Below are 26616 nucleotides of genomic sequence, written 5' to 3' on the forward strand. Positions count from 1 at the left end.
TCCGCACATGAAGTTTCCTACCGTTAATATATTTGGCGTTCCTTTCTCTAAGATGAACATGATCGATACCGCTCAGTACCTCACTGAAGCTGTGAAGAGCCGGCAACAACCGCATCATGTCATCACAGCTAATCCGATTATGGTGATGACGGCTGTGCAAGATCCGGCCTACTTGAGCATGATGAAGCGAGCAGAATTGATCGTACCGGATGGAACGGGTGTCGTGTGGGCTGCTTCATATATTGGCAATCCAGTGGCCGAACGCGTTCCAGGAATCGAGCTTATTCATAAGTTATTCGATATTGGAGAACAGTATGGTTGGAAGGTTTATTTGGTTGGCACTGCACCAGATGTGATTCAAGAAGCGGCAAGACGGCTTACTATACAATATCCGAAGCTTCAGATCGTGGGTGTTCGAGATGGATACTTCGGACCCAATCAGGATGCAGAGGTAGTTGCGGATATACGGCGCGCTGCACCAGACCTTCTCTTAGTAGGTCGCTCTGTAGAAGGGCAAGAACCTTGGATCGATAAATACAAGCATGAAATGCAGGTTCCAGTCGTGATCGGTGTAGGAGGAAGCTTTGACGTCATTTCCGGTCGATCCAAGCGTGCACCTGTATTGTTTCAGAAGTTAAGAGCAGAATGGCTTTTCCGATTAATAAAAGAACCCAAACGGTACAAAAGAATGCTTGCGTTGCCGAAATTCGCAGTGAAAGTGATTCGCGAAAAAGAGAAAGTGCAGAAACCTAGATAATCAGCGAGAAATTTGCCTGAAAACCGCTTATTTACCCAATTTTAGCTGTGGTGTTTCTGTTCAGCAGGGAGTATAATGTGTCCGTTGGCCTTCTTGCCCATGCGAGGCACGGATTCTCACCTTTACAACTAACAGAATATACAGGGGGTGTAAGAAGACAAATGGAGTTTCTATACGGTATTGGGTTTCTGGCAGCGTGTTTATTGGCTGTATGTATGACCCCGCTCGTGAAACGATTTGCCTTCTTCGTCGGCGCTGTGGATAAACCTAATCAACGAAAAGTACATACGCGCATTATGCCGCGTTTGGGTGGATTAGCCATTTTCCTTGCATTTGTTGGAGCTTTCTTCGTCATTGCTCCAGCCGTTGACGATTATAATGTAAAAGTAGCTTCTGCCTTATTGATCGGCGGTGCGATTATTGTGCTGGTCGGGGCTTTAGACGATAGATTTGATTTGTCTCCTCGAGTGAAATTAGCCGCAGAGATTATTGCAGCATTCGTTATTGTATTTTATGGGGATATCCAGATTGATCTGCTCAATGTTCCATTCGGAGATTCTTTTGAGACGAGCTGGCTTAGTATTCCGCTTACGATCCTATGGATTGTCGGTGTCACAAATGCCGTGAATTTGATCGATGGTCTCGATGGTTTGGCAGGCGGTGTTTCGGCTATTGCCACAGGTACCATTCTCGTAATGGCCATTATTATGGGCAATCCGACTGTTATCGTACTTAGCGTGCTGTTGCTTGGCAGTATCATTGGGTTTTTATTTTATAACTTCCATCCGGCCAAGATCTTTATGGGTGATTCCGGTGCTTTGTTCCTAGGGTTCAGCTTGGCTACTCTCTCAGTATTAGGATTCAAGCAAGCTACAGTCGTTTCATTTATTGTACCTTTATTGATTCTAGGGGTTCCGCTTTCGGATACGTTCTTCGCCATCGTGCGCCGGAAAGTGAACAAGCTTCCTATTTCGGTTGCTGACAAGAATCATCTTCATCATTGTTTGTTGCAATTCGGATTTAGCCATCGCAAAACGGTTCTAATCATATACGCCATTTCTTTGTTTTTCGGAGTATGCGCGATTCTGCTGTCTCAGTCTTCATTATGGGTAACGATTATTCTTGTAGTATTTATTTTACTGGTCATGCAGTTGGGTGCAGAAGTGATCGGAATTGTATCCAAAGGAAAGAGACCGATTATTAATTTCTTTCTGAGGGTCCGCGCGAAAAGCACATCTAAATAAATAGCACTTATTAGTCTAAGAAACCAGTCCCGTTGCGGATTGGTTTTTTTGCATGGGCGCAATTTCACCTCATCTCTAAAATTTTAACCTAAAACGACCGATAACAACTATACGTGAAACTTTTGGTTCAGGCTCGACGTCTACATGTACAGCCATGTAAATATTTGGAGAGGAGTTAAATAATGTAGATCTGAGATCCTGTTCAAATAAATGAACTTAAGCTTTATTATCCCATTCTTAATTTAAGAATTTTTATTACATAAGGAGGAACCGTTTTGAAAAAGTCTTACCGTAAATGGACAAGTGTCCTAGTGATCATGTCCATGCTTCTCAGTCTGTTGCCTGCGATGTCAGCCTTTGCAGCAACCTCGCGAATTACCATTACCGGGTTCTATATCTCGGAATCGCAGCCGGATCTTAGCAATTCGCTTGTTCCCAGGCTGACGAGTAATCCGATCAGCGTTCCGGCTACTATCGAGAATATCAGTGATAATCAGATCCAAAGTCTTTACTTCGAAATCACGAATGTGAGCATGGGCGGCCAGCCTGTAGCTGATACGACCAATAAAGCACAGAAGACCTCACAATTTGACATTGTGTTTAATAATGTGCAGTTGACTGAAGGGCTAAACAAGATAACAATCAAACTGGGCGATTCAAGTGTCGTTTCTTCAGCGCCAGCTTGGGTGTTCTATACGCCAACCACCAACATAGAGAGCTTTAACATCAATGGAGTTCCGTTTGAAGACGGAAAGATGTATCCGGAGAATCCGGGACAGTCTACATTAGTTAATATCTCTGGCAGAGCTCCTAATGCGACAGAGGTAAAAGCGTACCTCGATGGAGATTCAACGCCGAAGAATGCTTTCTTCAGCGGCGGTGAATACTTCTTCCTTGCCGATGATATTAACAAGCCTAGTTCTACAGCTACTTTCCGCCTGCGCCCAGGAGACAATCCAATGACGATTATGGCGGTGAATAATTCGAAGACGTATGAGATCCAAAAGAACTTGATCTATGATAACGGAAAGCCGTTCGCTTTTAATGCCAGGATCGGGGAGCTGGATGGGGCAGGGAATCCAGTTGTTGATGGGTCTGGAAATGTTGTTCCACCTCAGGAATTAATCAAGACACCTACCGTTACGAAGCCAAAAGCGAACATTTCTGCGTACCTGAAGAATGATTTGACCGCTCTAGGCGATCTCCAATACAAATTTGTTGAAGTCATGATTGGCGGTCAGAAGTACGGACCGTATAATTTGGATGGAGCAAATGCTGCGCCGAAAGTGTTCTCTATGCATCCGAGTGTGATTTATAATGGCTACACCCATACGGATATATTCGTTACAGGTCAGGCCTTGTCAACCAGATCTTTGCTTACGGTTACGTCAAAGACAGGAGCAGCTGTTGATTTACATCCAGATGCCGACAAAATATCAGCAGTGCCGATAGCAGTTAATAGTGCGAAAACAGTTGCGGTTTATCGAATCGCATCAGGATTATTAACAAATGCAGGGAGTCCATATGGATTAGAAGTCAGGGATGGCAATCGTGCGATACATGACCAGTCCTATTCAGTGGGAGTGAGTGTGGCGACGGGCATTGTTCCGCCTGCAACTACTTCATCCGTAATACCGTTGCCCGTAATAAGTACTTTTGGAGTACCGGATCCATCGACTGATTTTGCCAAAGCGGGCAGTCTACCTACATCTGCCGGTTTTACTGTAGATATTGCTTCTGGCAACTATGGCCTGCAAGTAACAGATACTTTGAACCGATCGATCGCTTCCGTAACCGGAACCATTGCGGGATCCGTTGTTTCTTTCCAGATTCCTATTATTCAGACAGAGGGAATGTACAAGTATAAGATTACTTATAACGGCTTCCCGGTTTCAGAACGGGCATTTACTATTGGCAAGAAGGATCCGGCATCTCCGAATGTTCTGGTGAACGGACCTGTTGTGTTGAACAACGCCAGCGCTATTCCTGCATTTACAGCACTCGCCCCTGCGGATGGACTTAATCCGACAACGATCTATTTCAGTGGGGTGAACTTGGGGACCAGTAAAGCAGATATCCAGAATGCCAGACTGGTGGATCAGGCAATCCCGGGAGTCGCACCAGATATTCCGCTTACAGTCATAGATGTAAAAGATACAAGCATTCTTTTCAGGGTTTCTAATCAATCTGCTCTGGTTTTGAATAATAATTACAAGCTTGCTTTTGACAAAGTGCTTCGTTATCCTGACGGATCGGCTGGTTCAATTGCGAATTTCGCTAGCGGAGGAACAGTTTCAGATTCCGTTTACGCTGCTGCTGCAGCCGGAACAACGGCAATCACAAGTATAACCATTCCACAAATGCTTCCTTCCGATGTAGGTACTTCAACGATAACCGTTAACGGAGTTGGCATCACGGATAGTACGAAGCTTACATTAGCAGTGACGAACGACGACGGCACTAATCAGCGTAATGCGAACGTACTCTCTACTAATCCAGGGGGGACACAAGCAACAGGAAACTTCACATCTATTCCTGGTCTGATTGCAGGCACTTATTTAATGAAGGTTCTGTACAACAATGAGCTGCTCGCGCAGTATCCTTTCGTAGTAGCTGATCCGGCAGCATCAGGATTATCTGAAGTTGGAACGGATGTTATTGTAACAGGGACGAATTTAGGTAGAGACTTGAATCTGCTGAAACTCCGTTTTGCCCCTGTTACTAACCCGGACAATTTTGTAGATCAGACAGCTTCAGCAATTGATGCTGGAAGACGGGCAGTATTTACTAGGCCTCCAACACTTGCCAATGGGTCTTATTCCGTCTCGCTGATGTACAATGATTCAGCTATTGGCAATCCATTCGATTATAGTGTTAATGCAGTAGCCGCATCACTTAATGAAGTGGCAGCTTGGTCAAAGACGAACCGGTATAAGGTATTCGATTTCTCCGCCAAGCTTGATATCCCTACGGATAAAGTCCAAGTAGTTGAATTCCGATTCTTCAACTCGTCGAATGACAACATTCCACCATCTACTTTTACATTTAATTATGTGGATCCTACATTACCGTATATTGAGTCGGTGAAACGATCGGATGGAATGACGTTAATTGAAGGCGGACGGAATGATATTACGGAAATGCCGTCGACTCTATCGGTTATTACGGATACAAAGACAAAAAGGGTAAACGTCTATTTGGGGAATTATACAACTAACTCTCCTGTTACTACCACATTGGTGAACCCGATTACAGATCCGATCAGCGGAAAGTATGTTTTCACGTATTCGATACCGAATAATATATCAAACGGAGTAACAAAGGTTACCTTTATTCCATCTACGGATCCTCCACCAGATCCTGTCCCTGCGGATTATATAGGAACAAAAGCAGGTGAGAATTATTCTGGACGAAGGCAGTACGACTTAACCGTGTCTAACACACCTTATCTGATTGTAAACAACATTTATGATGGAAGAGTTGTGAAGAATCCTAATCTAGAGATTACTTGTAGGAAACCGACAGAATCAATTGCAACAGGAAGCTGTATCTCTGGGCGGCTAGTGAATATTCCGCTTCCGTTTGGTGCGACAAACTCGTATACGGTGGATGTTATAGTTAATGAGAGTAATACAAACATCCTTCATGCTGAAGAAGTATTCAAGACGTTCTACGTCCAAGTAGGCAATTTCCGCGAAGGGAAGAATACAATCAAGTTCAATGTGAAAAGAAACGGAGCAATCATTACTTCAAGCGAGTATGAGGTATTTGTATTCAGTACAGATGCACCTGAATTCCTTTCCATTAAACCAGTAGAAACGTCAGATATTGTGAAGTATGTTCCAGGCAAACAGGTAGAAACTTATTCGACTAGTGAAACCTCCGTTGCATTTTCAGGTCAGTTTGCTAATTCAAGCGAGATTAAGTTAACCGTAAGGACGAAGGATGAGAATGGAGTTCCTGTTGTGAAATACGACCGAAGATACAACAACTTCTCAGCTGCCGAACCGCTAAGCAACAATCCTAACTATTTCAGTTTATTGAACAGTCCTTCAGCTGGACAGTTCCGAACCATCCCGATTACTTTGGCAACCAAGGGAGAAACGATCTTCGAATTCTCGATTTCGAACGCATCTGGCATCACTGTAACACGCACAATCACGATAAGCCGTGAGCCATTAGCCTTCGTCATCAAGTATCCGATTCTTATTACGAACGAGAAGGGCGAGCTTCAAGCTAATATTAATAGCAATTATGTTGAAGTGGAGATGGAGGCCGAAGGCGCGGATAGTGTTGTATTCGGTAAAGAGCTAGCGGTTCAACGTGAAGTATTCGATGAGAATGGGATTAAACGCAAGCGATTCTTCTACGAAATAGACGAGTTAAAGGCGGGCAAGAACAGTATTAGGTTCACGGTACACCGAGGAACCCAGCAGTCTACAGCAACGTTTATATTGTTTAATGTAGATACACCGGTTGAGGGAGCTCAATTCAAAACAGCTCTGAAAAACTCCATCACTGCTTTTGATGGTCAGGCTAAACTCACATTCCCGAGAGGAACAAACTTTAGCCGTAACGATCAAAGCTCAGTGAACCAGTTCCTTACTGCCGATCGTAAGATTTTGTTCGGGATTGCCAACCAAACCGATGGCCGTGTAGACAAATTCAAGCATCCTACATCAGCAGACGGACAGATCGGCAATCGCAACATCCCGATCATTACAACGACGGGTCAGCAAGTCCTTAGTGAACCAACAGGTAAATTCCGCCCGGCCGGACCGCTGTTATGGATTGATGCTGGCAGCATTCGTAAGAATGAGACAGATATGGTTAAAGCATTAAACGGAGGCGGTCGTCTGCCTTATGATAATGAAGCTTTTTATGCGAGAAGTAAGGATGATCAAGTTATCCCTACAGAACGTGGTACGCTTACCTTGAAATACGATTCCAATATCCGAGATGATGCATGGAAGTATATCTCGGTCTATCACTTTGATATATACGAGGACTATACAGGGACAACACAGTGGAGATGGAAGAACCTTGGAGGCGTAATTAAAACAGCGGATAACACCATCACCGTACCTTTTGATACGTTCGGCTATTATCAAGTGATGTACATGGGGAACAGCTTTGATGACGTAACGGGTCACCCATGGGCCAGGAATGAGTTGGATACTCTTTATGCCAAAGGGTTAATGCTGAATAAGGAAGCAACGGCATTCGTGCCGAACGATGCTATCACTCGCGGTGAGTTCGCAACGATGCTTGTTAAGATTTTCGATATTCCATTACAGTATACTGAGACTCCTACATTCTCTGACGTGCCTCGTGTGAACATCTTAACCAGGCTGTACGATTATAAGTATATTGAAACAGCCGCTCGAGCAGGTATTGTCAGGGGAGCAGCCCTGGGGCGTTTCCTGCCAGACAGTGCTGTCACACGTCAGGATGCAGCGGTTATGATAGCCAGAGCTGCTGATTTGAAGCTGTCACCTGACTCTACATTAGATAAGGTGCTAGATAATTTACAGAAAGCCTTCACGGACGGAGAGCAGATCGATATCTATGCTAGAACCTCTGTGGAAGCTGTATTCAAAGCTGGATTGATCGAAGGAAAAGAGAACGTACTGCAGCAAGGTCAAAAGAAAGCTACAGTGCGTTTTGATCCGCTTAATACCTTCACAAGAGCAGAGGCTGCGGTAGTAGCTATGCGCGTGTTGCAGCAACAGAAAAAAGTACCTAAATGATAGCCATACAGCTGCCGGTTTCGTAGCCGGCAGCTGTATTTATTAGACATACGAATTGGAAAATACTTAATAATGACGATAGTGATAGATGGTTGTATACTAAGCACGTAGACATAAAGTATGACACACATAAGAACTCTGATCAGAACTTGAAGCGCACGGTATACATAAGAAAAAAGTTTTTTTAAAAACGCGCAACTTTTTTCCGTCCTCTGCGTTTAATTAAGTGAAACAAAGCAAATGCAAGAAGAAAACAAAGAGACACTTGGGTAAATTTCACAAATTTCTCTTTACGGTAGATATTCACCATTGTATAATGTTATAGTGGTGTCACTGTCTCTAGTTTTCTATCTATTTTTGTTTACTAGTTTCTGTGACTACGAGTTACAGACTTTTTATAGTAAATCGCGCTCAACTCTGGGAAGGGGGTGAATCAATCGATGAGTGAAACGGGCTTGAACTTAGAACAGCAATTAAACACATTGAAGGTTAATCGAGGAGGAGACAAAAAGGTTATGAAGAAAAGTTTATCCGTTCTTGTAGCAGGTGCAATGGTTTCATCCATGCTTGCTTCCGCAGTATACGCAGCAGAAACTCCATTGGACACACAAGCAAAATATGATGCTCTAGTAGCAGCAGGTATCTTCGACGGTACTAATAATGGTGCAGAGCTTAACGCGGGCATGACTCGTGAGCAACTAGCTAAGATCGTTGCACTATTAAAGAAATTCCCATTACCTACAGTAACAGCAACTGGTTACACTGACGTAGCAGCTGACCGTTGGTCCGCTGAAGAAATCGCAGCTGTATCCAAAGCTACTCCATTCATCATGGACGGAACAGCTCCTGGTGTCTTCAATCCAGAAGGTACTGTAACAATTGAGCAACTAGCAACCGTATTGGTTCGCGCACTGGATCTTAAAGTAGATACTAGCGCAGTTGTAAGTGGTACAGTGTCCGATTGGGCAAAAGCTAATGTAGCAACTGTTGTAAAGCTCGGCTTGTTGGAAGCTAAAACAGACTACACTACAGACGCAGCTCGTTCCGTTCTTGTAGACGCTACTTATGCTGCTGTAACTGAGCTTGCAGCTCCTAAGGTTACTGAAGCTGTTGCAGTTGACAGCAAGAAAGTAAAAGTAACATTCAGCGATGCTGGTGTAGTTGAGAAAACTCTTGACACTGCTCTGGTAACAGGCACAGCAACTGATGTCAAAGTTACTTACAAAGATCGTGAGTACACAGTTAGTGTAACTTACAAGGCACCAACAGCAGCATTATCAGTAGCTGGTGCTAAGAAACTTAAAGTAGAGTTTGGTTCTGAAGTTGACGCTACGAAGGTATCTTTCGTAGTTAAGAACGGAACCAACCCAGTTAACACATCTGCAATTGCTTTTGCAGACGACAAGAAGTCAGCTACTTTGACATTTGCACTTCCGCTTCCTAAAGCAGACTACACTGTATCTGTAATAGGATTAACTACTGAAGCAATTGACCTTAAAGTATCCGTAGCTGCTGAAGTAGTTAGCAAAATTGAATTCAAGTCTGACAAAGCTTCTTTCGCTAGAACTGTAGCAACAGGGCTTCCAGATTTGACTTCTGTAAATGCCGGCTATAAAGTGCTTAACCAGTATGGTGAAGACATTACAGCTGCAAAAGACGGAGAATTAACTTTTACAGCAGGTAAAGGTACTCCTACTCATGCGACTGCAGGTACTCTGAACTTGGCACTAGGTAGTGGTTCTTTTGCAAAAGATGAGAAGATTGCAGTTAGTGTAATTCACGCTGGATCTAATGTATTCGCATCTACGGTACTGACAGTTGCTGATATGGCTCAAGTTGCAACACTAGAAATTTCGCAACTTTACAATGCTGACAAAAAAGTACTAGATGTAACACAAACTCCTGGAAACTTTAAGCTGTTTGTTGTTGCTAAAGATCAATACGGAAATGCAGTTTCTGCTGGAAACATTGCTAATGATGTTATTGTGACTGCATCAAACCCTGCTGTTGCTAACTTTGCAAGCACAGGCACAACACCTGTTGTACCAACTTTTGTTGGAGAAACAATTGATGGAACTGCGAGAACAACACTTGCTCTTGCTGGCACATTAACTGCTGGTACATCTACAATCTCAATTATTTCTAAAACAACTGGAGCTGTTGCAAAATTCGACGTTGTTGTAAAAGACAGAGCGAAAATTGACACACTAACAGTAAGCGCACCATCGTTAGCAGTAGCTGGTGAAAAATTCCAAGTTCCTTTTTCTGCAATTGATCAATTCGGCGCAGAGATTACAGCTGTCGGTACACTAAATGTTCCAGGGACTTCATACATTTCTCTATCTGCAACTGATGGCGCATCAGGAACACTTCCTACAGCATTTAAGCTAGATGCAGTTAAAGGTACACCGGTACTGGAAGTTGATGCTTCAACCCTGACAGCTGCTAAAACAATTGTATTAACTGCTGTTACTGCTACAAACAAAGTGAGCCAAACAACAATTAGTGTTCAAGCTCCAGCAGTACCTACAGTAATCACTAGCACTTCAGCAGCAATTAACATGGCAGTTGGCGCAGCTGTTAACTTGACGACCAGTAACATTGTTGTACAAGATCAATACAGCCGTGCAGTAACAATGTCATCTTTCCTGGGGACAGCTAGTAATAAATATAGAATTAACGTAGGCACATCAGATGCTACTAAAGCTTCTGTATCAACTGCAACTTATTTAGATGGAACAAACACTTATGTAACATTGAATGGGTTAGCTAAAGGTACTTCTACATTAACCCTGAAATTACAAGCAGGTGATGGTTCAGCAGATAAAGCAAATTCGGCTCTTACTGTGTCTGCAAATGTAGTTGCTAAAGCAGATATCGCTTCTTATGAAGTAGCTGACATTGCTAAACTTTACGACACTGGTAGCGCAACACCTGCACTTGCTGATCCAACAGTTACAACGTGGGAAAAGGCTGTTACAGTTAATGGTGTGTTGGCAGATGGCACTAAAGTAGCAATTCCTACAAGCTACTACACAGTAAACGTAACTGCAGGTCAAGGTTTGTCTGCAATAACAACTGTTACAAATAATGTATACTCCACGAAAATGCATGCACAAGGAGTAACATACGACACTGGCAAGACTGAGAAAGAATTGACTGCAGTAGTCGTTGTGAGTGGTGCAACTGGACCGCAAGTAGTAACTAAGACTATCGTTGCTTCCAAAGAAACACCAATTGCAACTACACTATCTGTTGTAGCAGCTGCTGGTGCAACATTAGAAAGTGCAAACGTACTATCTATTCCATTAGCTAGCTTCAATGCATTTACAAATCTTTCCACTCAGTTTGCTCAACTTGTAGTTAAAACAGTTGATCAATATGGTGCGGAATTGACAGGTGCTACACAAATTTTAGAACCTACACATGCAGTATATGTAACTAACCTTCCATCAACAAGAACAATCCAAGGTGTAGATACTGTTACTGGTCAATACAACGTAGCTTCTGCTAACGCAGCGGTAGCGACTGCTAACTTTGCTGTAGGTGATACGTTCAACGTAACAGCAGTATCTGCTGGTAAGACTATTTCCTTCAAAGTAATCATCAAGTAATAGCTTAACCAGTAGAAAGCCGAGACCTAGTCTCGGCTTTTTTTCTTGCCTAATCTAGCTAAACTTAGCTATCATAGAGAGAGATTGCTAGACAAGGAGGACAACAAGGCCATATGCGTACGAACAGATTAAAACTACTTTATATACCTATCCTGCTAGGGGGAGCCATTTGGCTAGGGTCTGTCATCGTTTCTAACGCTGACGGAGGCACTACATCGGCCCAACCAGGATCTGTCGATGATCCAGTTATTACGAAGAGTTACTTCGATCAGCAGATTAATCAAAAGATCGCAGAAGCAATAGCAAAGCAGCAACCAACAACACCATCCCAAACCCCTTCACCTACACCGCCACCTACGACAGGAGGAGGTGGGGCGGACTCAGCTCTGGAAGTTGTTCAGTTGCCGCCAGGAAAGACGCTCTACGCAGGAGCCGGGACAGAGCTAATCGTCCGCACAGGCAAGACTATTGCCGTTAGCAGTGACGATAACGGTATCCCAGATGTAACGGCTGGGAAAGATATCGCTGCGGGACAAGCGATCGAAACCAATCACTTGCTCATCTTCCCAAGAGAAGGTCGCGGAGTTAAACCGGATCCCAAAAATGCAGGGGACATCTTTATTATGGTACGAGGAAGTTATATTATACCTTAAGCTATATAATTATCCGTTTTTGACAACAAGATTGACGTTTGAGGATATCAAGCATTGCCATACTAAAAGTACACCAACAAGGGAGGTACTACACGATATGGCGAGAAGAAATCAAAAGCTTGTTCCAGGATGCGAAAAGGCAATTGATCAAATGAAATATGAAATTGCTGCAGAGTTGGGATTGATGGGGGCAGCTCAAGCGGGCTCATCAGATGTAGAATTTGCAAATGAGCTTGGATCAGCTGGCGGAGGTTATGTGGATTGGGGCAACCTTCCATCGAGGTATGCAGGAGCAGTTGGAGGGAGCATTACTCAACGTTTGGTTCAAATCGCACAACAGCAATCCATGCAATCTTAACCCTACTACGAAGCATTCGTTTGTTGACACCTGTCGACAAATCAAGTATCATTTTATGTTGAAGGTCATGCTTTCTAATGCAACCTTTTCCAATCGGAAAAGGTTGATTTTATGAGTAAATGTAATTATAGGACTTATATATTTTAAGATTCAGGAGGTTGATTCATTATGGCGGTACAAAAAGGAAAACGTTTATTTACATCAGAATCAGTTACGGAAGGGCATCCTGATAAAATATGCGATCAAATCTCGGATGCGGTATTGGATGCGTTTCTTGAAAACGATCCAAACGCACGTGTTGCCTGTGAAGTATCTGTAGCCACTGGGCTAGTTCTGGTAATTGGGGAAATTAGCAGCAGTTCAGAATACGTAGATATTCCTGCAATCGTTCGTAAAACGATTAAGGAGATCGGGTACACGCGCGCGAAGTATGGTTTTGACGCTTCCACTTGTGCCGTCTTGACTTCCTTGAATGAGCAGTCTGCTGACATTGCAATGGGTGTGGACAAGGCATTAGAAGCCAGAGAAGGAACTATGACGGACGAACAAATCGAATCATTAGGCGCTGGTGACCAAGGCCTTATGTTTGGTTTTGCTGTTAATGAGACTCCAGAACTGATGCCATTGCCTATCGCGCTAGCACATCGCTTGGCACGCCGCTTATCTGAAGTTCGTAAGAACGGCACTCTGCCATACTTGCGTCCAGATGGTAAAACTCAAGTAACAGTAGAATACTTAGACGACAAACCAGTTCGCGTTGACGCGATCGTTGTATCGACTCAACATGCGGAAGAGATCACTTTGGAGCAAATCCAGAACGATATTAAGGAACATGTAATTAAACCAGTCGTTCCTGCTGAATGGTTAGATGCTGCAACGAACTATTTCATTAATCCAACAGGCCGTTTTGTAATTGGTGGTCCTCAAGGGGATGCTGGTCTAACGGGCCGTAAAATTATCGTAGATACTTATGGCGGTTATGCTCGTCACGGTGGCGGAGCTTTCTCAGGAAAGGATCCGACAAAGGTTGACCGTTCTGCAGCCTATGCTGCTCGTTATGTAGCTAAGAACATTGTTGCAGCTGGTCTTGCTGAGAAAGTTGAAATTCAACTGGCTTATGCAATTGGTGTAGCTCGTCCAGTTTCTATTGCTGTTGATACATTTGGTACAGGAACAGTTAGCGAAGAGAAGTTGGTTGAAGTTATTCGCAATAACTTCGATTTGCGTCCAGCCGGTATCATCAAGGAATTGCAATTACGCAATCCGATCTACCGTCAAACTGCGGCTTATGGCCATTTTGGACGTACGGATATTGATGTACCTTGGGAGCGCACGGACAAAGTAGAACAACTGCGCAAGCAAGCGTTAGTATAAGTAAATTTAAACGAATGAATCGGAAGCACCGATCCTGATCCAGGGGTTGGTGCTTTTTTGTTCCCCCAAAACGAACATCACTCACGAAGGATTATAAAAATGATACAAGTTGCAACTTCAATTTGTCGTAACTTTTTCTCGAGATTAAGAGTCTATACTAGAAGATAGAGAGAAAAGAAAGAATAGGAATGGAGAGAGAAAACGGAGATGGCAGTCTTTCAACAAGTCGTAACCACAGAAGAAACACAAGCTAAGAGGAACAAAAGCGCGGGTAAAGGACGTAGATTCGCTCCTTTACTCGTAGCAACAATGCTATTCCAATCCATAATTGGAGCATCCTCAACAGGGGCAGCGAGTCCAGCAGACTCCCCAATCCAGCTACTAAGTGAATCAGCTATTACATATGGCGCGACTCTCAGAAGCTATGAATATCGATTTGATCGTAACAATGTGCCTGTAAAGGTGAACGCGGATGTGATACAGATTGATCTGCAGAATCCAATGGTGCGCCTCGACACAATGGCAGGAACGAACGGACAATTCACAAAGAAGCAAACGGTACGTCAGATGGCAAATGAAACAGGCGCGGTTGCAGCAGTAAACGGGGATTTCTATAATACCCAAGCCGAGGGTGTACCCATGGGACCGCAGGTGATGAACGGGAAGTTATTAGCGACGCCTCCTTTTCTGCCAGGATTCTATTCGTTTGCGCTGACTAAGGACAACAAGCCTATTGTCGATTTGTTCACGTTTCAAGGGAAAATAACGGCTAAGGATGGGGCATCTTACGAGCTCGGAGGCATTAACAAAACGTATTACTGGTACGAAGAAGACGGAGTACATGAAGCTGGCAAGCATACGATGATCGACGGTCTTTTCATGTATACGAATGCCTGGGGCCAATCTGACCGCTCCAATGATGGTGTTACGGTACCAACCGAAATACTAGTTCGTAACGGCGTGATAGAGCAAATTGCTCGTAGTAGTGTGTTGAACATCATTGCTCCAGTAGATGGCTACATACTGCGTGCTTCTGGAAAAGCAGATGAATTCGTACAGAAGCATCTGAAGGTAGGAGATCGCCTTACTGCCAACTATAAAGTGACCGGTCAAGATCCTACTATGAACTATGATGCGGCTAATTTCAAAATGATGGTTGGCGGTCATACGATTCTAGTAGATAATGGGCAGCCAGCGGCTTTTTCGAGAAATGTGTCGGATATTGGCGGATACAGATCAAGAACGGCTATTGGATACTCTCAGGATCAAAGATATGCTTTTCTAATAACGGCAGATAATTCAGGCGACAGTAAAGGATTAAGCATGACCGAGCTTCAACAATTTATGATAAAAGTAGGGGTATGGAAAGGCCTTAATCTAGATGGCGGCGGCTCCACTCAGATGGTGTCCAGGCCATTAGGAGAGCAGCAAACCGTATTAACAAATGACCTGGAATATGGCGGAACCTATGAACGAAGAGTGGTAAATGGCGTTGGAGTGTACTCCATGGCGCCTAAAGGAGAAGTTAGAGAAATAAAAGTGAGCGGTGCAACGAGTTTATTTATCGGAGAAAAAGCTTCCTACAACCTTAAAGCAATTGATGGATATTTCAATCCGATGGATATGACCGGGGCGCCAACCGTTTGGAGCACATCCCAACCAATAGGTTCTTTTCAAGGAAATACATTTACTGCCCTACAACCAGGCAAGACGACTTTAACCGTCAAATCGGGACAAGCTTCGCAAAGTATCGACATTGAAGTCCTTGGACGCGATCAGATAGCTAGCCTACAGCCACAACCGTCATCACAAGTGCTGCTGCCTAATTCGATCTACAAGCTTCCTGTAACGGCTACTACGAAACAAGGTGCAACACGAACCGTGCCGCCTGAGCTTATTCAATGGGAAATGGTCGGCTTCAAAGGTAAGATAGAAGGAGATAAGTTAACCGTACAATCTATTGATCCAGGGACGAAGCAGGGACGACTTTTTGCTAGATATGATGGGTTCACTTCTATGATTTCTATGCCGCTTGGACAGATGCAGTCCCTGCTGGATTTTGAGAACAATCTTACACCAGTAACGTTCCAGAGCTATCCGACAGAGGTCGTTGGAGGTACGAAACGTGTCTCTATCCCAGGATTGCCTTCGGGAGCATATGCCCTGTCGTTAAGCTATGATTTCACAAAAGGAACAGGTACAAAGGCAGCATACGCCATGTTAGGCGCAAATGGGGTGGCCGTTCCAGGGCAGCCGCAAACATTATCCGTAAAAGTGAAGGGTGATAACAGCTTTAACTGGGTGAGGGCGGAAGTAGCAGATGCCAAGGGTGAGATTAAACGTATTGATCTAACCCAATATGTAAACTGGAGCGACTGGAAGACATTGACTGCAGATTTAAGTCCGTATGGGATAGCTTATCCGATGACGCTGAAAAGACTCTACATCACTAATCCAGCACAAGGACAAGATGAGCGTGCGTTAACTGGGGAAATCATTTTTGACGACATTTCTTTCCAATACGCACCAAACGTACCGACAAATTTAAACAAAGTTAAGCTGTCGATTAATAATAGAACTCTTATAGTAAACGATAAGCCGATTATGCTAGATCAAGCACCAGTTATTTATAAGGACAATACAATGGTTCCGGTAAGGTTTGTGGTTGAAGCTATGGGTGGAGAAATAGGCTGGAGTGATCCTGATCGTAGAGTTTCCATTCTAAAAGATAACCATTATGCCGAGCTGTGGTTGGATAATGCAGATCTAATCATAGACGGAAAGGTAGTGACAGCTGAGGTTGCTCCTATGCTAATGAATGAGCGAACAATGGTCCCCCTGAGACTTTTGTCCGAGAAGATGGGCTGGAAGGTGGGCTGGGACCCAGTGACTTATTCGGTTACACTGGAATAATTTAGTTCCAACATATCAAGTCAAAAGAGCTACAAATATGGTAGTATTAAAAATAGTGTACAATACACTTGCTAGGTAATAAGAATTACAGATGGATTGATATAGGCCATAAATGGAAAGAGGGGTTCTGGTTCAGTTGCAATATGATACCATCGACAAGGTAATTAAAAACGCCATAGGAGTCATGGAGTCTAGCAAGTACCAGATCTTTGAGATTTGCGAAAGTGCCCGCTCCGAATGGGACGCGCTGAATAAGGAACTGCAGCTGGTGAAAGATGAAGCCTCCCAGATGATCGATCAAGTGGATCGGTTGGAAATGGAATACAAGCGGGCAAGGATCCGACTTACGGAAGTAAGTCGGGATTTTCACCGTTTCAAGGAAGAGGATATCCGAGTAGCATACGAGGCAGCCACGCAATTGCAATTGCAGCTTACTATCTCCCGAGAGAAAGAGTATCAACTGCGAGCCAGACGCGATGAACTTCAGAAGCGAATTAAGAACGTAGACCGCACCATCGAACGAGCTGAGGCGCTGGTGCTGCAGATGAACGTTGTGCTGGAGTATTTGTCTGGAGACCTGAATCAGGTAACACGAATACTGGAATCGGCGAAGAACAGGCAGCTTGTCGGATTAAAAATTATTGTCGCTCAAGAAGAAGAGCGCAAGCGGATTGCCCGCGAGATTCATGATGGTCCGGCTCAGGCAATGGCTAATATTGTTCTTCGATCTGAGATTGCCGAGAGAATGCTGCTGCGAAGTGAGTTCGCCGCAGTGAAGGAAGAGCTTTCAGATCTGAAGTCGCAGGTACGAATGGGGTTAGAAGAGGTCCGCAAAATTATTTTTAACCTACGTCCGATGGCGCTTGATGATCTTGGGCTTATCCCTACGGTACGTAAGTACATACAAGACTTTGAAGATCGAACACGAGTCCGGATCAAATTCGATGTTGTGGGATTAGAGAAGCGACTGCCGTCAGCTATGGAGGTTGCTGTATTCCGACTGGTGCAAGAAGGCTTGTCGAATGTCCTGAAGCATGCTAAGGCAAGTTATGTCTTTGTGGAAATTACGTTTCAGAATCAAATGGTCAAGGTAATGATGCAAGACAATGGTGTCGGGTTTAATTTAGAGCGATTGGAGATGCAAATTACGAAGGGTAATGCGCATTTTGGAATTATGGGGATGCGCGAGCGAATCGAGCTGCTCGAAGGCAGAATGGATATTGAGACCGCTTTGAATGCCGGCACCAAACTTGTCATGCTAATACCAATAAGCTTAGAACCCAGGGAGGATTGAAGCTATGGAAGCAAGCCGCACGGTCAATATCGTTATTGCGGATGACCATCAGTTATTACGTGAAGGCGTAAAGCGTATTCTGAACATGGAAATTGATTTCGAAGTCATCGGGGAATGCGGAGATGGGATTCAAGTAGTGGAGTTATGTAATGACCTTCGTCCCGATGTAGTATTGATGGATATCAACATGCCAATCGAGAACGGAGTCGTGGCTACAGAGCGGCTGAAGGAATTTTTTCCTGAGATTAAAGTGATTATTCTGTCCATACATGATGATGAGAGTTATGTGTTCGAAACCCTGCGCAAAGGAGCTTCCGGGTACTTGCTGAAGGACATGGAGGCAGAGTCGCTAATTAACGCTATTCGGTCAGTAGTTGCAGGACATGCTTATATTCATCCCAAAGTGACGGGTAAGTTGATCAACCAGTTGAGACGGATGACTTACTTGGATACGGTTGGAGTGGCTGGCGGAGATCATGGTCCTAAAGAAGCTGGTGTCAAATACATCCATCAGCCGAATAGCCCGCTTACTCGTAGAGAGGCCGAAGTCCTTCGTTTGTTAGCGGAGGGAAAAAGCAATAAGTCGATTGGGGAAATACTATTCATCAGCGAGAAAACGGTTAAGAACCATGTGAGCAGTATTTTGCAAAAGATGGAAGTGGAAGACCGGACACAAGCCGTTATTATAGCGATTAAAAATGGTTGGGTGACTTTGTAAAGAGTACGGAAACAATTTAGACGGATCCAAAGAATGGACCGGCATAGCAGGAACCATAGACAGCTTAGCAGCATATACTTCATGTAAGGGAGGTGCCGCTATGATTGTCGGATTGCTTTTGATTGTTGGAAGCTATGGTTCGGCTGTTGCTTTGGTCCATTTGTGTTATTCATTGGCTCGGTGGAACCGTAGAAAGCCTCTGACTTATTTGCTGATTGTGAAAAATAATGAGCTTCATGTGGAGTGGTACTTGCGCTCCTTGTTATTGTTCTCCTGGTTAAAAGGAAGAAATGTAAGGGTGCTTCTGCTCGATGAGGGTTCGACTGATGATACACTTACAATTGCAAATCGGATGGCGGGAGATCGTCCAGATGAAATGCAAGTAATGCGGCTGGAAAATCCCGACTTACTAGATGATATTATTGCTTGTTATGAGCAAGAAGAAGTGGTATTGGTCCGATTAAGCAACGAACCTGATCTGCAAAAGATTCCGTTAGCACATTAAGTAATCGCTTACAAAGGAGGCAGGAATGAAGGCGGTTGTATATGCTATTCTCCGTCCCAAACAATGGAGCTGGGAAGTAACATTGGACATTCGCATCGACTATGCATTCTGGTTCGAGCAATACGGTGGCACAGTATCCATCGTGGTGTTGGAGCCGTCCATGTCGCTAGGACAAGCCCATGAAGTGAAAAGAGTATTGAATAGGGAAGGTCGCTTGTTCAAGGATGAACAGGCCCTTCTGCATTTGCTGAAAGAAAAGGTGGGGAAGGATGAGAGAATGTTAAAGGTGATAACGGATCTGAGGGCTATCACCATTAAGTATGAAGAGTATGTGAGGAGGGTGAATGAGGAGGTCAGTCGTAGGAAGCAGTATGATGTAGATGATGCGGTGGAGCAGCAGGAAGGGGGGAGGAATAGGGCAGCCGAAATCACAACAAGCCCGTGGAGCGGTGTAAGGTCAAGCATTATTGCTCCTGAACTGCAATTGGACATGCTTGAGCAGATGGAAGCAGAGCTTCAGGGTCGGTCGCTGACTCGAGAGGAATTCGCAGGGTTGCTGCAGCATGCAGGGCTCGAGCCTATCGTGGAGCACCAGGGCGGTTATTTGCAGGCCGCTTATTTGCGCGGCCGAGTGGCACTTGTGACCGGGCTCGAGCGGGTGGAGCGAGAGCTGCGTTGGTGGTTGCCTGCGCTGAAGCAGCGCGAGGCGCAGTATAGGTGCCGCCGCTGCGGGAGCGGAATGTCGCGGATGTACGCGACAGATTGTCCGCACTGCGGCGGGCCGTGTTTGTACTGCGAAGCGTGCCTCACGATGGGGCGGCAGCAGCAATGCTCGCTGCTGATACGCGGGCTTGCCGCGCAGCGCAGCGCGGGGCCGCAGGCTGCGCGGGCACGAAGCGCGAGTACGCCCGCGCAGTTCCCGCCGCAGGGCGGGCCACCCCCAGTTGCCGATGCCATCATCGGCAACTGGGGGCTCAGCCCCGCCCAAGGGGCGGCGGTGCGCGCGGCGCTCGCGTTCCTAGCGTCGCCGCCGCCAAATGCAGCCGATGCCCCGCCCAGATCATTCCTGATCTGGGCGGTAACCGGCGCAGGCAAGACCGAGATGATCTTCCCGCTCATCGAAGCAGAGCTCGCCCGCGGCGGCACGGTTCTCATGGCCACGCCGCGGCGTGACGTCGTCCTGGAGCTCCGCCCCCGCTTGCAGCGGGCGTTCCCGGATCGGACGATCGTCACGCTCTATGGCGGCAGTGAGGACCGCTGGAATCGCGGTGACATTACACTTGCCACAACGCATCAACTCATGCGTTTTCATCGAGCGTTCGATCTAATCATTATTGATGAGCTCGATGCATTTCCATACCACAACAATCCTGAGCTGCAATATGCAGCAGGACAAGTTTGCAAACCTCAAGGCACTTATATTTTTCTATCGGCTACCCCGCCTACTCCTATGCAACGTGCCGTCAAACGAAATCAATTACCTCATGTTCGAGTACCTGTTCGGTTTCACCGTCATCCGCTCCCAGTCCCCAGGCTCCTCATCACGAACCGTAAAAATCCACTGCCTACTAATTTGAGACGAGCGCTTGAAGTTTCTATTCACCGCGGCGCCCAACTGTTTGTTTTTGTTCCAAAAATCAAAGAAATCGATAATATAGTAACGCATCTGACATCCCTTTTTCCTAATCTACAAGGATTCATTGACGGTACTTCCTCCCAGGATCCAGATCGCGCAGAAAAAGTTATACAATTTCGTGACGGTCGTATTCGCATCCTTGTTACAACCACGATACTAGAAAGAGGAGTAACAGTGCCCAAGACAGATGTAATTATTTTACGAGCCGAGTCCGCTTTATTCGATGAAGCTTCTCTTGTTCAAATGGCCGGCAGAGCAGGGAGATCCAAGGATGATCCGAATGGGATTGTATACTTCGTATCCGCCGCGAAGACGAATGCGCAAGCCGGGGCGATTCAACAAATTCGGCTTATGAATCGTCTTGCCCGCAAGAAGGGCTTCTTGTTGACCTAGAATTCTATTCTTTTTCATACAGGGGGATGATGATATGAACCTGAACAATAACTTAGTGAAATCTTGGTTCCAACTGTGCAGAGCGGGTGTGCGGTCTATAGAGACCTTACTTCAAACGAGTTCAGAAAGCTGCGGCTATTGTGGCGGACCTGTTTTATCCAACAGCTTCAATCAAGAAATTCAACACTTATGCGCACGTTGTTATGGACAAGTCCAGTGGATTAATAACATACAATGTGAGATTTGCGGCCGAGGAGAACGATGTGATGATTGCCGCAGAAGGTTGGATGCTTATTTTGTAGCTAGTCGAAGCTCCGTTCGTTATTCCGAGCAAATAAGACCTTGGCTGGCCAGATTCAAGTATCGTGGAGATGAACGGTTGAAATTGATGCTGACCAATATGTTAGAGCGTACTTTTTTGCAGCATTATCACCATCGCACGGGAACTTTAGGGGTAAATGTAGATCTATTGACCTATGTCCCGATTAGCTCAGAACGTTTGGCAGAGAGAGGGTTTAATCAATCTCAGTTATTAGCCGAAGAACTAGGCAGACGTGTAAGGGTTCCAGTTGAACCTTTGTTAATCAGAACGAAACATACCGGCAAACAAAGCTATAAAAGCAGAGCGGAACGTCTAGAAGATATGAAACAAGCTTTTGACATCCGACTGGATACCCAAAAACGAATATTAACTAAAACGGACTTTCGACCGATAACTATATTAATGATAGATGATGTTTATACAACGGGAAGCACACTTAATCAATGCGCGAAGGTCATAAGCACACATTTACACGCTAAGTTATACGGCCTTACATGGGCCAGATAAAGCATAAGGGGTGTACAAATTCTAAGGGCCACATAGAATAGAATAAAAGGGGTTTTGATGATGGGAATGAATCTGGACAATTGTCCCCAATGCGGTAAAATTTACGTTAAGAATCCTTATAACATATGCCCTAATTGCATGAGAGCCATCGAGGATCAATATCAGCTTTGCGTGCAATACTTGCGTAAGAACAGAGCTTGCAGTATGCAGGAGTTAAGTACGGGGACGGGCGTAAGTGTCAAACAAATCACGAAGTTTATTCGTGAGGGGAGGATAACCAATCGCGAAGCTACTAATGTCAAAATGGCTTGTGAGGTATGCGGCGATGGGATTATGGAAGGCACCATATGCGACAACTGCAGAATGAAGCTTAACAACGATATCAACCATCTCAAGCAAGATGCGCTGCGCAAAGAAGAGATGGAGAGGAAGAATACGAGTACGTTCCAGATCAAAGACCGCAATGATGACAAAAAACGACTTTAATCGGCTAAAGAACTAATCATAGATTTACCACTAAATACCCACTGTAAAACTCTAAACATTCAAGCCGATCCGTCCGATAAACTAGATAATGATAAAGGTTCCGCAATGAATGATAAGGAACTGGAACGGAGTGATTCTAATGAAAATCAATGGTATATACTCGGCAGGCGGACCGAACCCTTACAACCGCAATCAGGAGACGAGATCGAATAATTCGAAAGCGGCCAAAGAAAATCAAAGAGACGAAGTCCGAATATCCTCCGAAGCTCAAGAGCTGTTAGAGGCTCAAGCTAGTAGTGATACATCGCGTTTACAGAAGATTCAGGAGCTTAAGCAGTCCGTTTCTACAGGGACATACCATGTAGAGGCTAACCAAATTGCGGAGAAGCTCTTACCTTACTTGAAGTCATAAACCGCATGAGGTGAAGGTTCCTTTGGAAACGATACTAAAAGCCATGGATGAGATGATCGACGTACATCGGGTCTTAATTGGGCTCGGCACGGAGAAGAAGTCGGTCATCGTGGCGAACGAAGTCGATCGACTATCTCAGATCACGCACAAGGAGAACAAGCTGATTAAGCTTGTCGGAGATCTGGAAGCACTTCGCATTCAGGCCGTGAATGCCTATCTGCGGGGAAGAGGTCTGTTTCCTGCCGGAGCGGTTAGTGTAAGCGACCTATCCAAGCTCGTCGTGAAGCTGGAAGAGAAGCAAGCACTCGGTTCTCGTCAACAAGCGCTGATCAGTCTAATTCAAGAGTTGAAGTCGATTCACGAACTGAACAAACAATTAATTACCCAATCCCTAGCCTATATTGATTATTCACTGGATTTAATTTCAGCAGCACCAGATCAAGAACCGACTTATCAGCATCCGCTTCATGATCAAGCTCAGTTGCAACGAATTCGTATGTTTGATAGAAAAGCTTAACAGCCATACATGGCCGTTTTCAACGGATATACTTGTTAGTTTGAAAGGGGAAGGCATATGGGTTCCACGTTTACCGGCATAGAAATATCCAAGCGCAGCTTGTTCTCCCATCAGGCCGCATTAACTACAACAGGACATAATATTTCCAATTCCAATACGAAGGGTTACACGCGTCAAATCGTGAATCTTGTCGCCGCAAGACCGCTTGAAGCAGTAGGGCTTATGCGCACGACTGTTGCAGGCCAAAGTGGCCAAGGTGTAGAGTTCTCGAGCATTACTAGAATCAGGGAAAGTTACCTTGATGCTCAATTCTTGAACGAGAACAAGTCGTTGGGGCAATGGACGATCCGAAGCGATGCACTCGAGAAGCTGGAGAAGATTGTCAACGAACCTTCCGATACCGGGATACGACAGACGATTGAAGGCTTCTGGAATGCGTGGCAAGAGCTGACTAAGTATCCGGATAGCCGAACCAATCGGGTATTGGTCAAAGAACGGACCATTGCGTTAACCGACTCGCTTAATAGTACGGCAGTGAAGCTTAATGAGCTTGCCTCCGATCTGACGGAGAATATCAAAGTTAGAGCGCAACAAATGGACACTATTCTTGGTGGAGTTGCCAAGTTGAATGAAGAGATTTATCGGGTAGAAGGGTTGGGCAATGATGCTAATGATTTACGCGACCAGCGGGATTTGTTAGTGGACGAGTTGTCCGGATACATTAATGTCACGATCATAGAAGATACTCGGGGCTATAATATCAGTATGGGCTCGACTGCTCTTGTAACCGGAAATTCCAAGGATGTAGAGATGACACAGAGTTTTCTGGAAAGCTCCTTCGGAACCAACCTTCAGAACGGTGAAGTGGCGGGAATGATATTTTCAAGAGATCAGTTGGTAACCTCATACAAGGAAGACTTGAATGCCATGGTTCGCTCCATAGTCCAAGGCGAAGTCGAAATCACGCTCCCTGCGAACACAATATTGCCTAGCGGAGTGACAGTGACCGATGCGAATGGAACGGAATTTAGCGGAACTTTGACGAGTGATACAACCGTTGTGGTTAACGGTTTGAATGGGCTGCACCAGCTGGGCTATACGCTAAACGATACTCCTGGCCAACCGTTCTTTCAGATTACCGCAGGCAAGGAAGCAGAGACGATCAAGCTGAACCCGGACATTCTCGACAATGTGTTCCTAATCGCGGCTTCAAACCGGACGTTCGTGGATGAAGCCGGGAATACCAAGGTAGTCAAAGGCAGTAACGAGATGGCCTTGCTGATAGCAGGGCTGAAGAATAAGAAATTCGAGTACAAAGAAGGGCAGAGCGGGACCGTTGATGATTACTTCCGATCGATAATTGGCGAGCTTGGCGTTCAAGGACAGGAAGCGCACCGTCAGCTGGAGAATCAGAAGGCACTCGTCGAACACGTGGAATCCAGACGCCAATCCGTTAGTGGAGTCTCAATGGATGAAGAGATGACTAACATGATCAAATTCCAACATGCTTACAATGCAGCAGCTAGAGCAATGACCACCTGTGACGAGATTTTGGATAAGGTCATTAACGGGATGGGTGTCGTTGGACGATAAGTTGGACCATGGAAAGGGGGAATAGACCTTGACTCGCGTCACACAGAACATGATGAATTCGCAGTTGCTGCGTAATCTTAACTATAATATGAACAATATGAAGAATCTGCAGAATCAATTGTCAACAGGACGCAGAATTAACCAGCCTTCCGATGACCCGGTTGGAATCAGCTTTGCCATGCGGTACCGCACCGAGCTTGGCGCCACGGATCAATTCGTAAGCAACGTAGACTCGGCCCTATCCTGGCTGGATTATACGGATACGACCTTGAATCAATTGGGCAATGTCATGCATCGGGTTCGTGAGCTGTCCGTACAAGGAGCCAACGGTACTAACGATGATAATGCTATGTTGGCACTAAAGCAGGAAATGATTCAATTGAAGAATCAAGCACTTGATATCGCAAATACTGAATTTAATGGCAAATATGTGTTTAACGGGCAAATGACAGACAGACCGCCTTACCCTGATGAAGACAATTTACTTGTGGAAACAGACCCAGGTATTATTAATTTGGAGATTGGTGCGGGAGTAACGCTCGGTATTAATAAGACAGGCACCGAGGTATTCGGCAAGGCAGACGCAGAGGATAACGTATTTAAGCTGTTTGACGATATCATGGGCTTCTTGGATGAAAGTGATTATACAGGATTATCGGATACAATCGACACGATCCAGACTAGACTAGACTCTATTCTGGAGATTAGATCTGATATTGGGGCCAAGACGAACCGTATTGAGCTGGCTCTTGGTCGTCTTGAGGACATTGGCATCAATCTTCAATCCCTTCAATCCAAGACGGAAGACGCCGATATTGCAGAGGTCATTACCAATTTAAAAACGTACGAGAATGTGTATCAGGCCTCACTTTCCACCGGTGCCAAGCTCATCCGCCCCAGTCTGATTGATTTTCTCCAGTAGGGAGTAGAAAAAAGCATGAATGTGCCTGTTATAACCATTCGTCAGCAACACGCTCGATTGTACGTTGATGCAGATATCGGACAATATAGCATCCAACAGCCGAGACCGACCTTCGATATGAAGACTGTTCCATCTGAATTGAATATCCAGCAGCCTCGGGGGGACTTGCAAATCGATCAGAGCAAAGCCTGGGATGCGTTAGCCTTGGGTAATAACCTCGAAACCATGCATCGTATTTATTCTCAGGCTAAGGATATCGCGCTTCAGGGAATAGCTAAGATTGTGGAGAAAGGCAACCAATTTGCAGCGATCCATAACGGTAACGATGCGATTGCTGACAATGCGGAAGCTTCTGTAGGCGAATTTCAGGAAATGGCCTTCGCTGGACCAGCTTCTGTTGATAACGTTGACATTACTTTCACTCCGCGTTGGCCAATAATAGAAGCTTCGTTGGGACGAATCGAAAATAACAGCAAGGTAAACAAACCGATCATTGATTATCAATTGGGGAAATTGGACATTCACATGCAACAGTATCCAAAGATAGAGATGATCCCGCCACAGATTGATATGAGGGTATAGCTGTAGACATGGTCTATGGCTATTTTTTTGTTAGCGATACAAATATTATTATTTTGGGAGGGATTA

At 45.0% G+C, this 26616-nt stretch carries 19 protein-coding genes; all 19 read left to right on the top strand.

All coding sequences use genetic code 11. The features are described from left to right. Positions 1-7: 7 nt before the first annotated feature. The 19 genes from AC58QD_RS24765 (at position 8) to AC58QD_RS24855 (ending at position 26550) form a co-directional block, all read left to right on the top strand. A complete protein-coding gene (locus AC58QD_RS24765) occupies positions 8-757 on the top strand; it encodes a WecB/TagA/CpsF family glycosyltransferase (protein ID WP_497337695.1) in 750 nt (249 codons plus the stop codon). Between the two features lie 161 nt (positions 758-918). Continuing rightward, on the top strand, positions 919-2001 hold the full coding sequence (locus AC58QD_RS24770) for a glycosyltransferase family 4 protein (RefSeq protein WP_497337696.1): 1083 nt from the start codon (positions 919-921) through the stop codon (positions 1999-2001). A 275-nt stretch (positions 2002-2276) separates the two neighbouring features. After that, entirely contained in the window at positions 2277-7751 is a 5475-nt protein-coding gene (locus AC58QD_RS24775; protein ID WP_497337697.1) for an S-layer homology domain-containing protein, read from the top strand. Positions 7752-8191: 440 nt separating this feature from the next. Continuing rightward, entirely contained in the window at positions 8192-11365 is a 3174-nt protein-coding gene (locus AC58QD_RS24780; RefSeq protein WP_497337698.1) for a hypothetical protein, read from the top strand. Positions 11366-11478: 113 nt separating this feature from the next. Continuing rightward, positions 11479-12018, top strand: coding sequence for a hypothetical protein (locus AC58QD_RS24785; RefSeq protein WP_497337699.1), 540 nt, complete (start codon positions 11479-11481; stop codon positions 12016-12018). A gap of 97 nt (positions 12019-12115) precedes the next feature. Then, positions 12116-12376: an alpha/beta-type small acid-soluble spore protein gene (locus AC58QD_RS24790; protein ID WP_497337700.1), complete on the top strand. Its 261-nt coding sequence runs from the start codon at positions 12116-12118 to the stop codon at positions 12374-12376. 168 nt (positions 12377-12544) lie between these two features. Next, positions 12545-13750, top strand: coding sequence for a methionine adenosyltransferase (gene metK, locus AC58QD_RS24795; RefSeq protein WP_497337701.1), 1206 nt, complete (start codon positions 12545-12547; stop codon positions 13748-13750). A gap of 207 nt (positions 13751-13957) precedes the next feature. Further along, entirely contained in the window at positions 13958-16663 is a 2706-nt protein-coding gene (locus tag AC58QD_RS24800; protein ID WP_497337702.1) for a stalk domain-containing protein, read from the top strand. A gap of 136 nt (positions 16664-16799) precedes the next feature. After that, a complete protein-coding gene (locus tag AC58QD_RS24805; RefSeq protein WP_497337703.1) occupies positions 16800-17957 on the top strand; it encodes a sensor histidine kinase in 1158 nt (385 codons plus the stop codon). 4 nt (positions 17958-17961) lie between these two features. Beyond that, on the top strand, positions 17962-18675 hold the full coding sequence (locus tag AC58QD_RS24810; protein WP_497337704.1) for a response regulator: 714 nt from the start codon (positions 17962-17964) through the stop codon (positions 18673-18675). 100 nt (positions 18676-18775) lie between these two features. After that, the gene (locus AC58QD_RS24815; protein ID WP_497337705.1) at positions 18776-19180 is read left to right on the top strand and encodes a hypothetical protein; all 405 of its coding nucleotides are present in this window, start codon (positions 18776-18778) and stop codon (positions 19178-19180) included. 25 nt (positions 19181-19205) lie between these two features. Then, entirely contained in the window at positions 19206-21209 is a 2004-nt protein-coding gene (locus tag AC58QD_RS24820) for an ATP-dependent helicase ComFA (RefSeq protein ID WP_497337706.1), read from the top strand. 34 nt (positions 21210-21243) lie between these two features. Beyond that, positions 21244-22038 (top strand): ComFC family protein, encoded by a 795-nt coding sequence (locus tag AC58QD_RS24825; RefSeq protein WP_497337707.1) that lies wholly within the window; start codon positions 21244-21246, stop codon positions 22036-22038. A 57-nt stretch (positions 22039-22095) separates the two neighbouring features. After that, positions 22096-22524 carry a flagellar protein gene (locus AC58QD_RS24830; RefSeq protein ID WP_497337708.1) on the top strand — a complete coding sequence of 143 codons (429 nt, stop codon included), beginning with the start codon at positions 22096-22098 and terminating at the stop codon, positions 22522-22524. 139 nt (positions 22525-22663) lie between these two features. After that, positions 22664-22936 carry a flagellar biosynthesis anti-sigma factor FlgM gene (gene flgM, locus AC58QD_RS24835; protein ID WP_497337709.1) on the top strand — a complete coding sequence of 91 codons (273 nt, stop codon included), beginning with the start codon at positions 22664-22666 and terminating at the stop codon, positions 22934-22936. Between the two features lie 22 nt (positions 22937-22958). Then, entirely contained in the window at positions 22959-23453 is a 495-nt protein-coding gene (locus tag AC58QD_RS24840) for a flagellar protein FlgN (RefSeq protein ID WP_497337710.1), read from the top strand. A 57-nt stretch (positions 23454-23510) separates the two neighbouring features. After that, a complete protein-coding gene (gene flgK / locus AC58QD_RS24845; protein ID WP_497337711.1) occupies positions 23511-25046 on the top strand; it encodes a flagellar hook-associated protein FlgK in 1536 nt (511 codons plus the stop codon). Between the two features lie 28 nt (positions 25047-25074). Continuing rightward, positions 25075-25968 carry a flagellar hook-associated protein FlgL gene (flgL, locus tag AC58QD_RS24850; protein ID WP_497337712.1) on the top strand — a complete coding sequence of 298 codons (894 nt, stop codon included), beginning with the start codon at positions 25075-25077 and terminating at the stop codon, positions 25966-25968. Between the two features lie 15 nt (positions 25969-25983). Continuing rightward, on the top strand, positions 25984-26550 hold the full coding sequence (locus tag AC58QD_RS24855; protein ID WP_497337713.1) for a DUF6470 family protein: 567 nt from the start codon (positions 25984-25986) through the stop codon (positions 26548-26550). Positions 26551-26616 lie beyond the last annotated feature (66 nt).

It is taken from the genome of Paenibacillus sp. J2R1T-4, assembly GCF_059692235.1.

Excerpts from the sequence above, each read along its gene's own strand:
- AC58QD_RS24765 (WP_497337695.1), top strand. The coding sequence starts at position 8 with ATGAAGTTTCCTACCGTTAATATATTTGGCGTTCCTTTCTCTAAGATG.
- AC58QD_RS24770 (WP_497337696.1), top strand. The coding sequence starts at position 919 with ATGGAGTTTCTATACGGTATTGGGTTTCTGGCAGCGTGTTTATTGGCT.
- AC58QD_RS24780 (WP_497337698.1), top strand. The coding sequence starts at position 8,192 with ATGAGTGAAACGGGCTTGAACTTAGAACAGCAATTAAACACATTGAAG.
- AC58QD_RS24785 (WP_497337699.1), top strand. The coding sequence starts at position 11,479 with ATGCGTACGAACAGATTAAAACTACTTTATATACCTATCCTGCTAGGG.
- AC58QD_RS24790 (WP_497337700.1), top strand. The coding sequence starts at position 12,116 with ATGGCGAGAAGAAATCAAAAGCTTGTTCCAGGATGCGAAAAGGCAATT.
- metK (WP_497337701.1), top strand. The coding sequence starts at position 12,545 with ATGGCGGTACAAAAAGGAAAACGTTTATTTACATCAGAATCAGTTACG.
- AC58QD_RS24800 (WP_497337702.1), top strand. The coding sequence starts at position 13,958 with ATGGCAGTCTTTCAACAAGTCGTAACCACAGAAGAAACACAAGCTAAG.
- AC58QD_RS24810 (WP_497337704.1), top strand. The coding sequence starts at position 17,962 with ATGGAAGCAAGCCGCACGGTCAATATCGTTATTGCGGATGACCATCAG.
- AC58QD_RS24815 (WP_497337705.1), top strand. The coding sequence starts at position 18,776 with ATGATTGTCGGATTGCTTTTGATTGTTGGAAGCTATGGTTCGGCTGTT.
- AC58QD_RS24820 (WP_497337706.1), top strand. The coding sequence starts at position 19,206 with ATGAAGGCGGTTGTATATGCTATTCTCCGTCCCAAACAATGGAGCTGG.
- AC58QD_RS24825 (WP_497337707.1), top strand. The coding sequence starts at position 21,244 with ATGAACCTGAACAATAACTTAGTGAAATCTTGGTTCCAACTGTGCAGA.
- AC58QD_RS24830 (WP_497337708.1), top strand. The coding sequence starts at position 22,096 with ATGATGGGAATGAATCTGGACAATTGTCCCCAATGCGGTAAAATTTAC.
- flgM (WP_497337709.1), top strand. The coding sequence starts at position 22,664 with ATGAAAATCAATGGTATATACTCGGCAGGCGGACCGAACCCTTACAAC.
- flgK (WP_497337711.1), top strand. The coding sequence starts at position 23,511 with ATGGGTTCCACGTTTACCGGCATAGAAATATCCAAGCGCAGCTTGTTC.
- AC58QD_RS24855 (WP_497337713.1), top strand. The coding sequence starts at position 25,984 with ATGAATGTGCCTGTTATAACCATTCGTCAGCAACACGCTCGATTGTAC.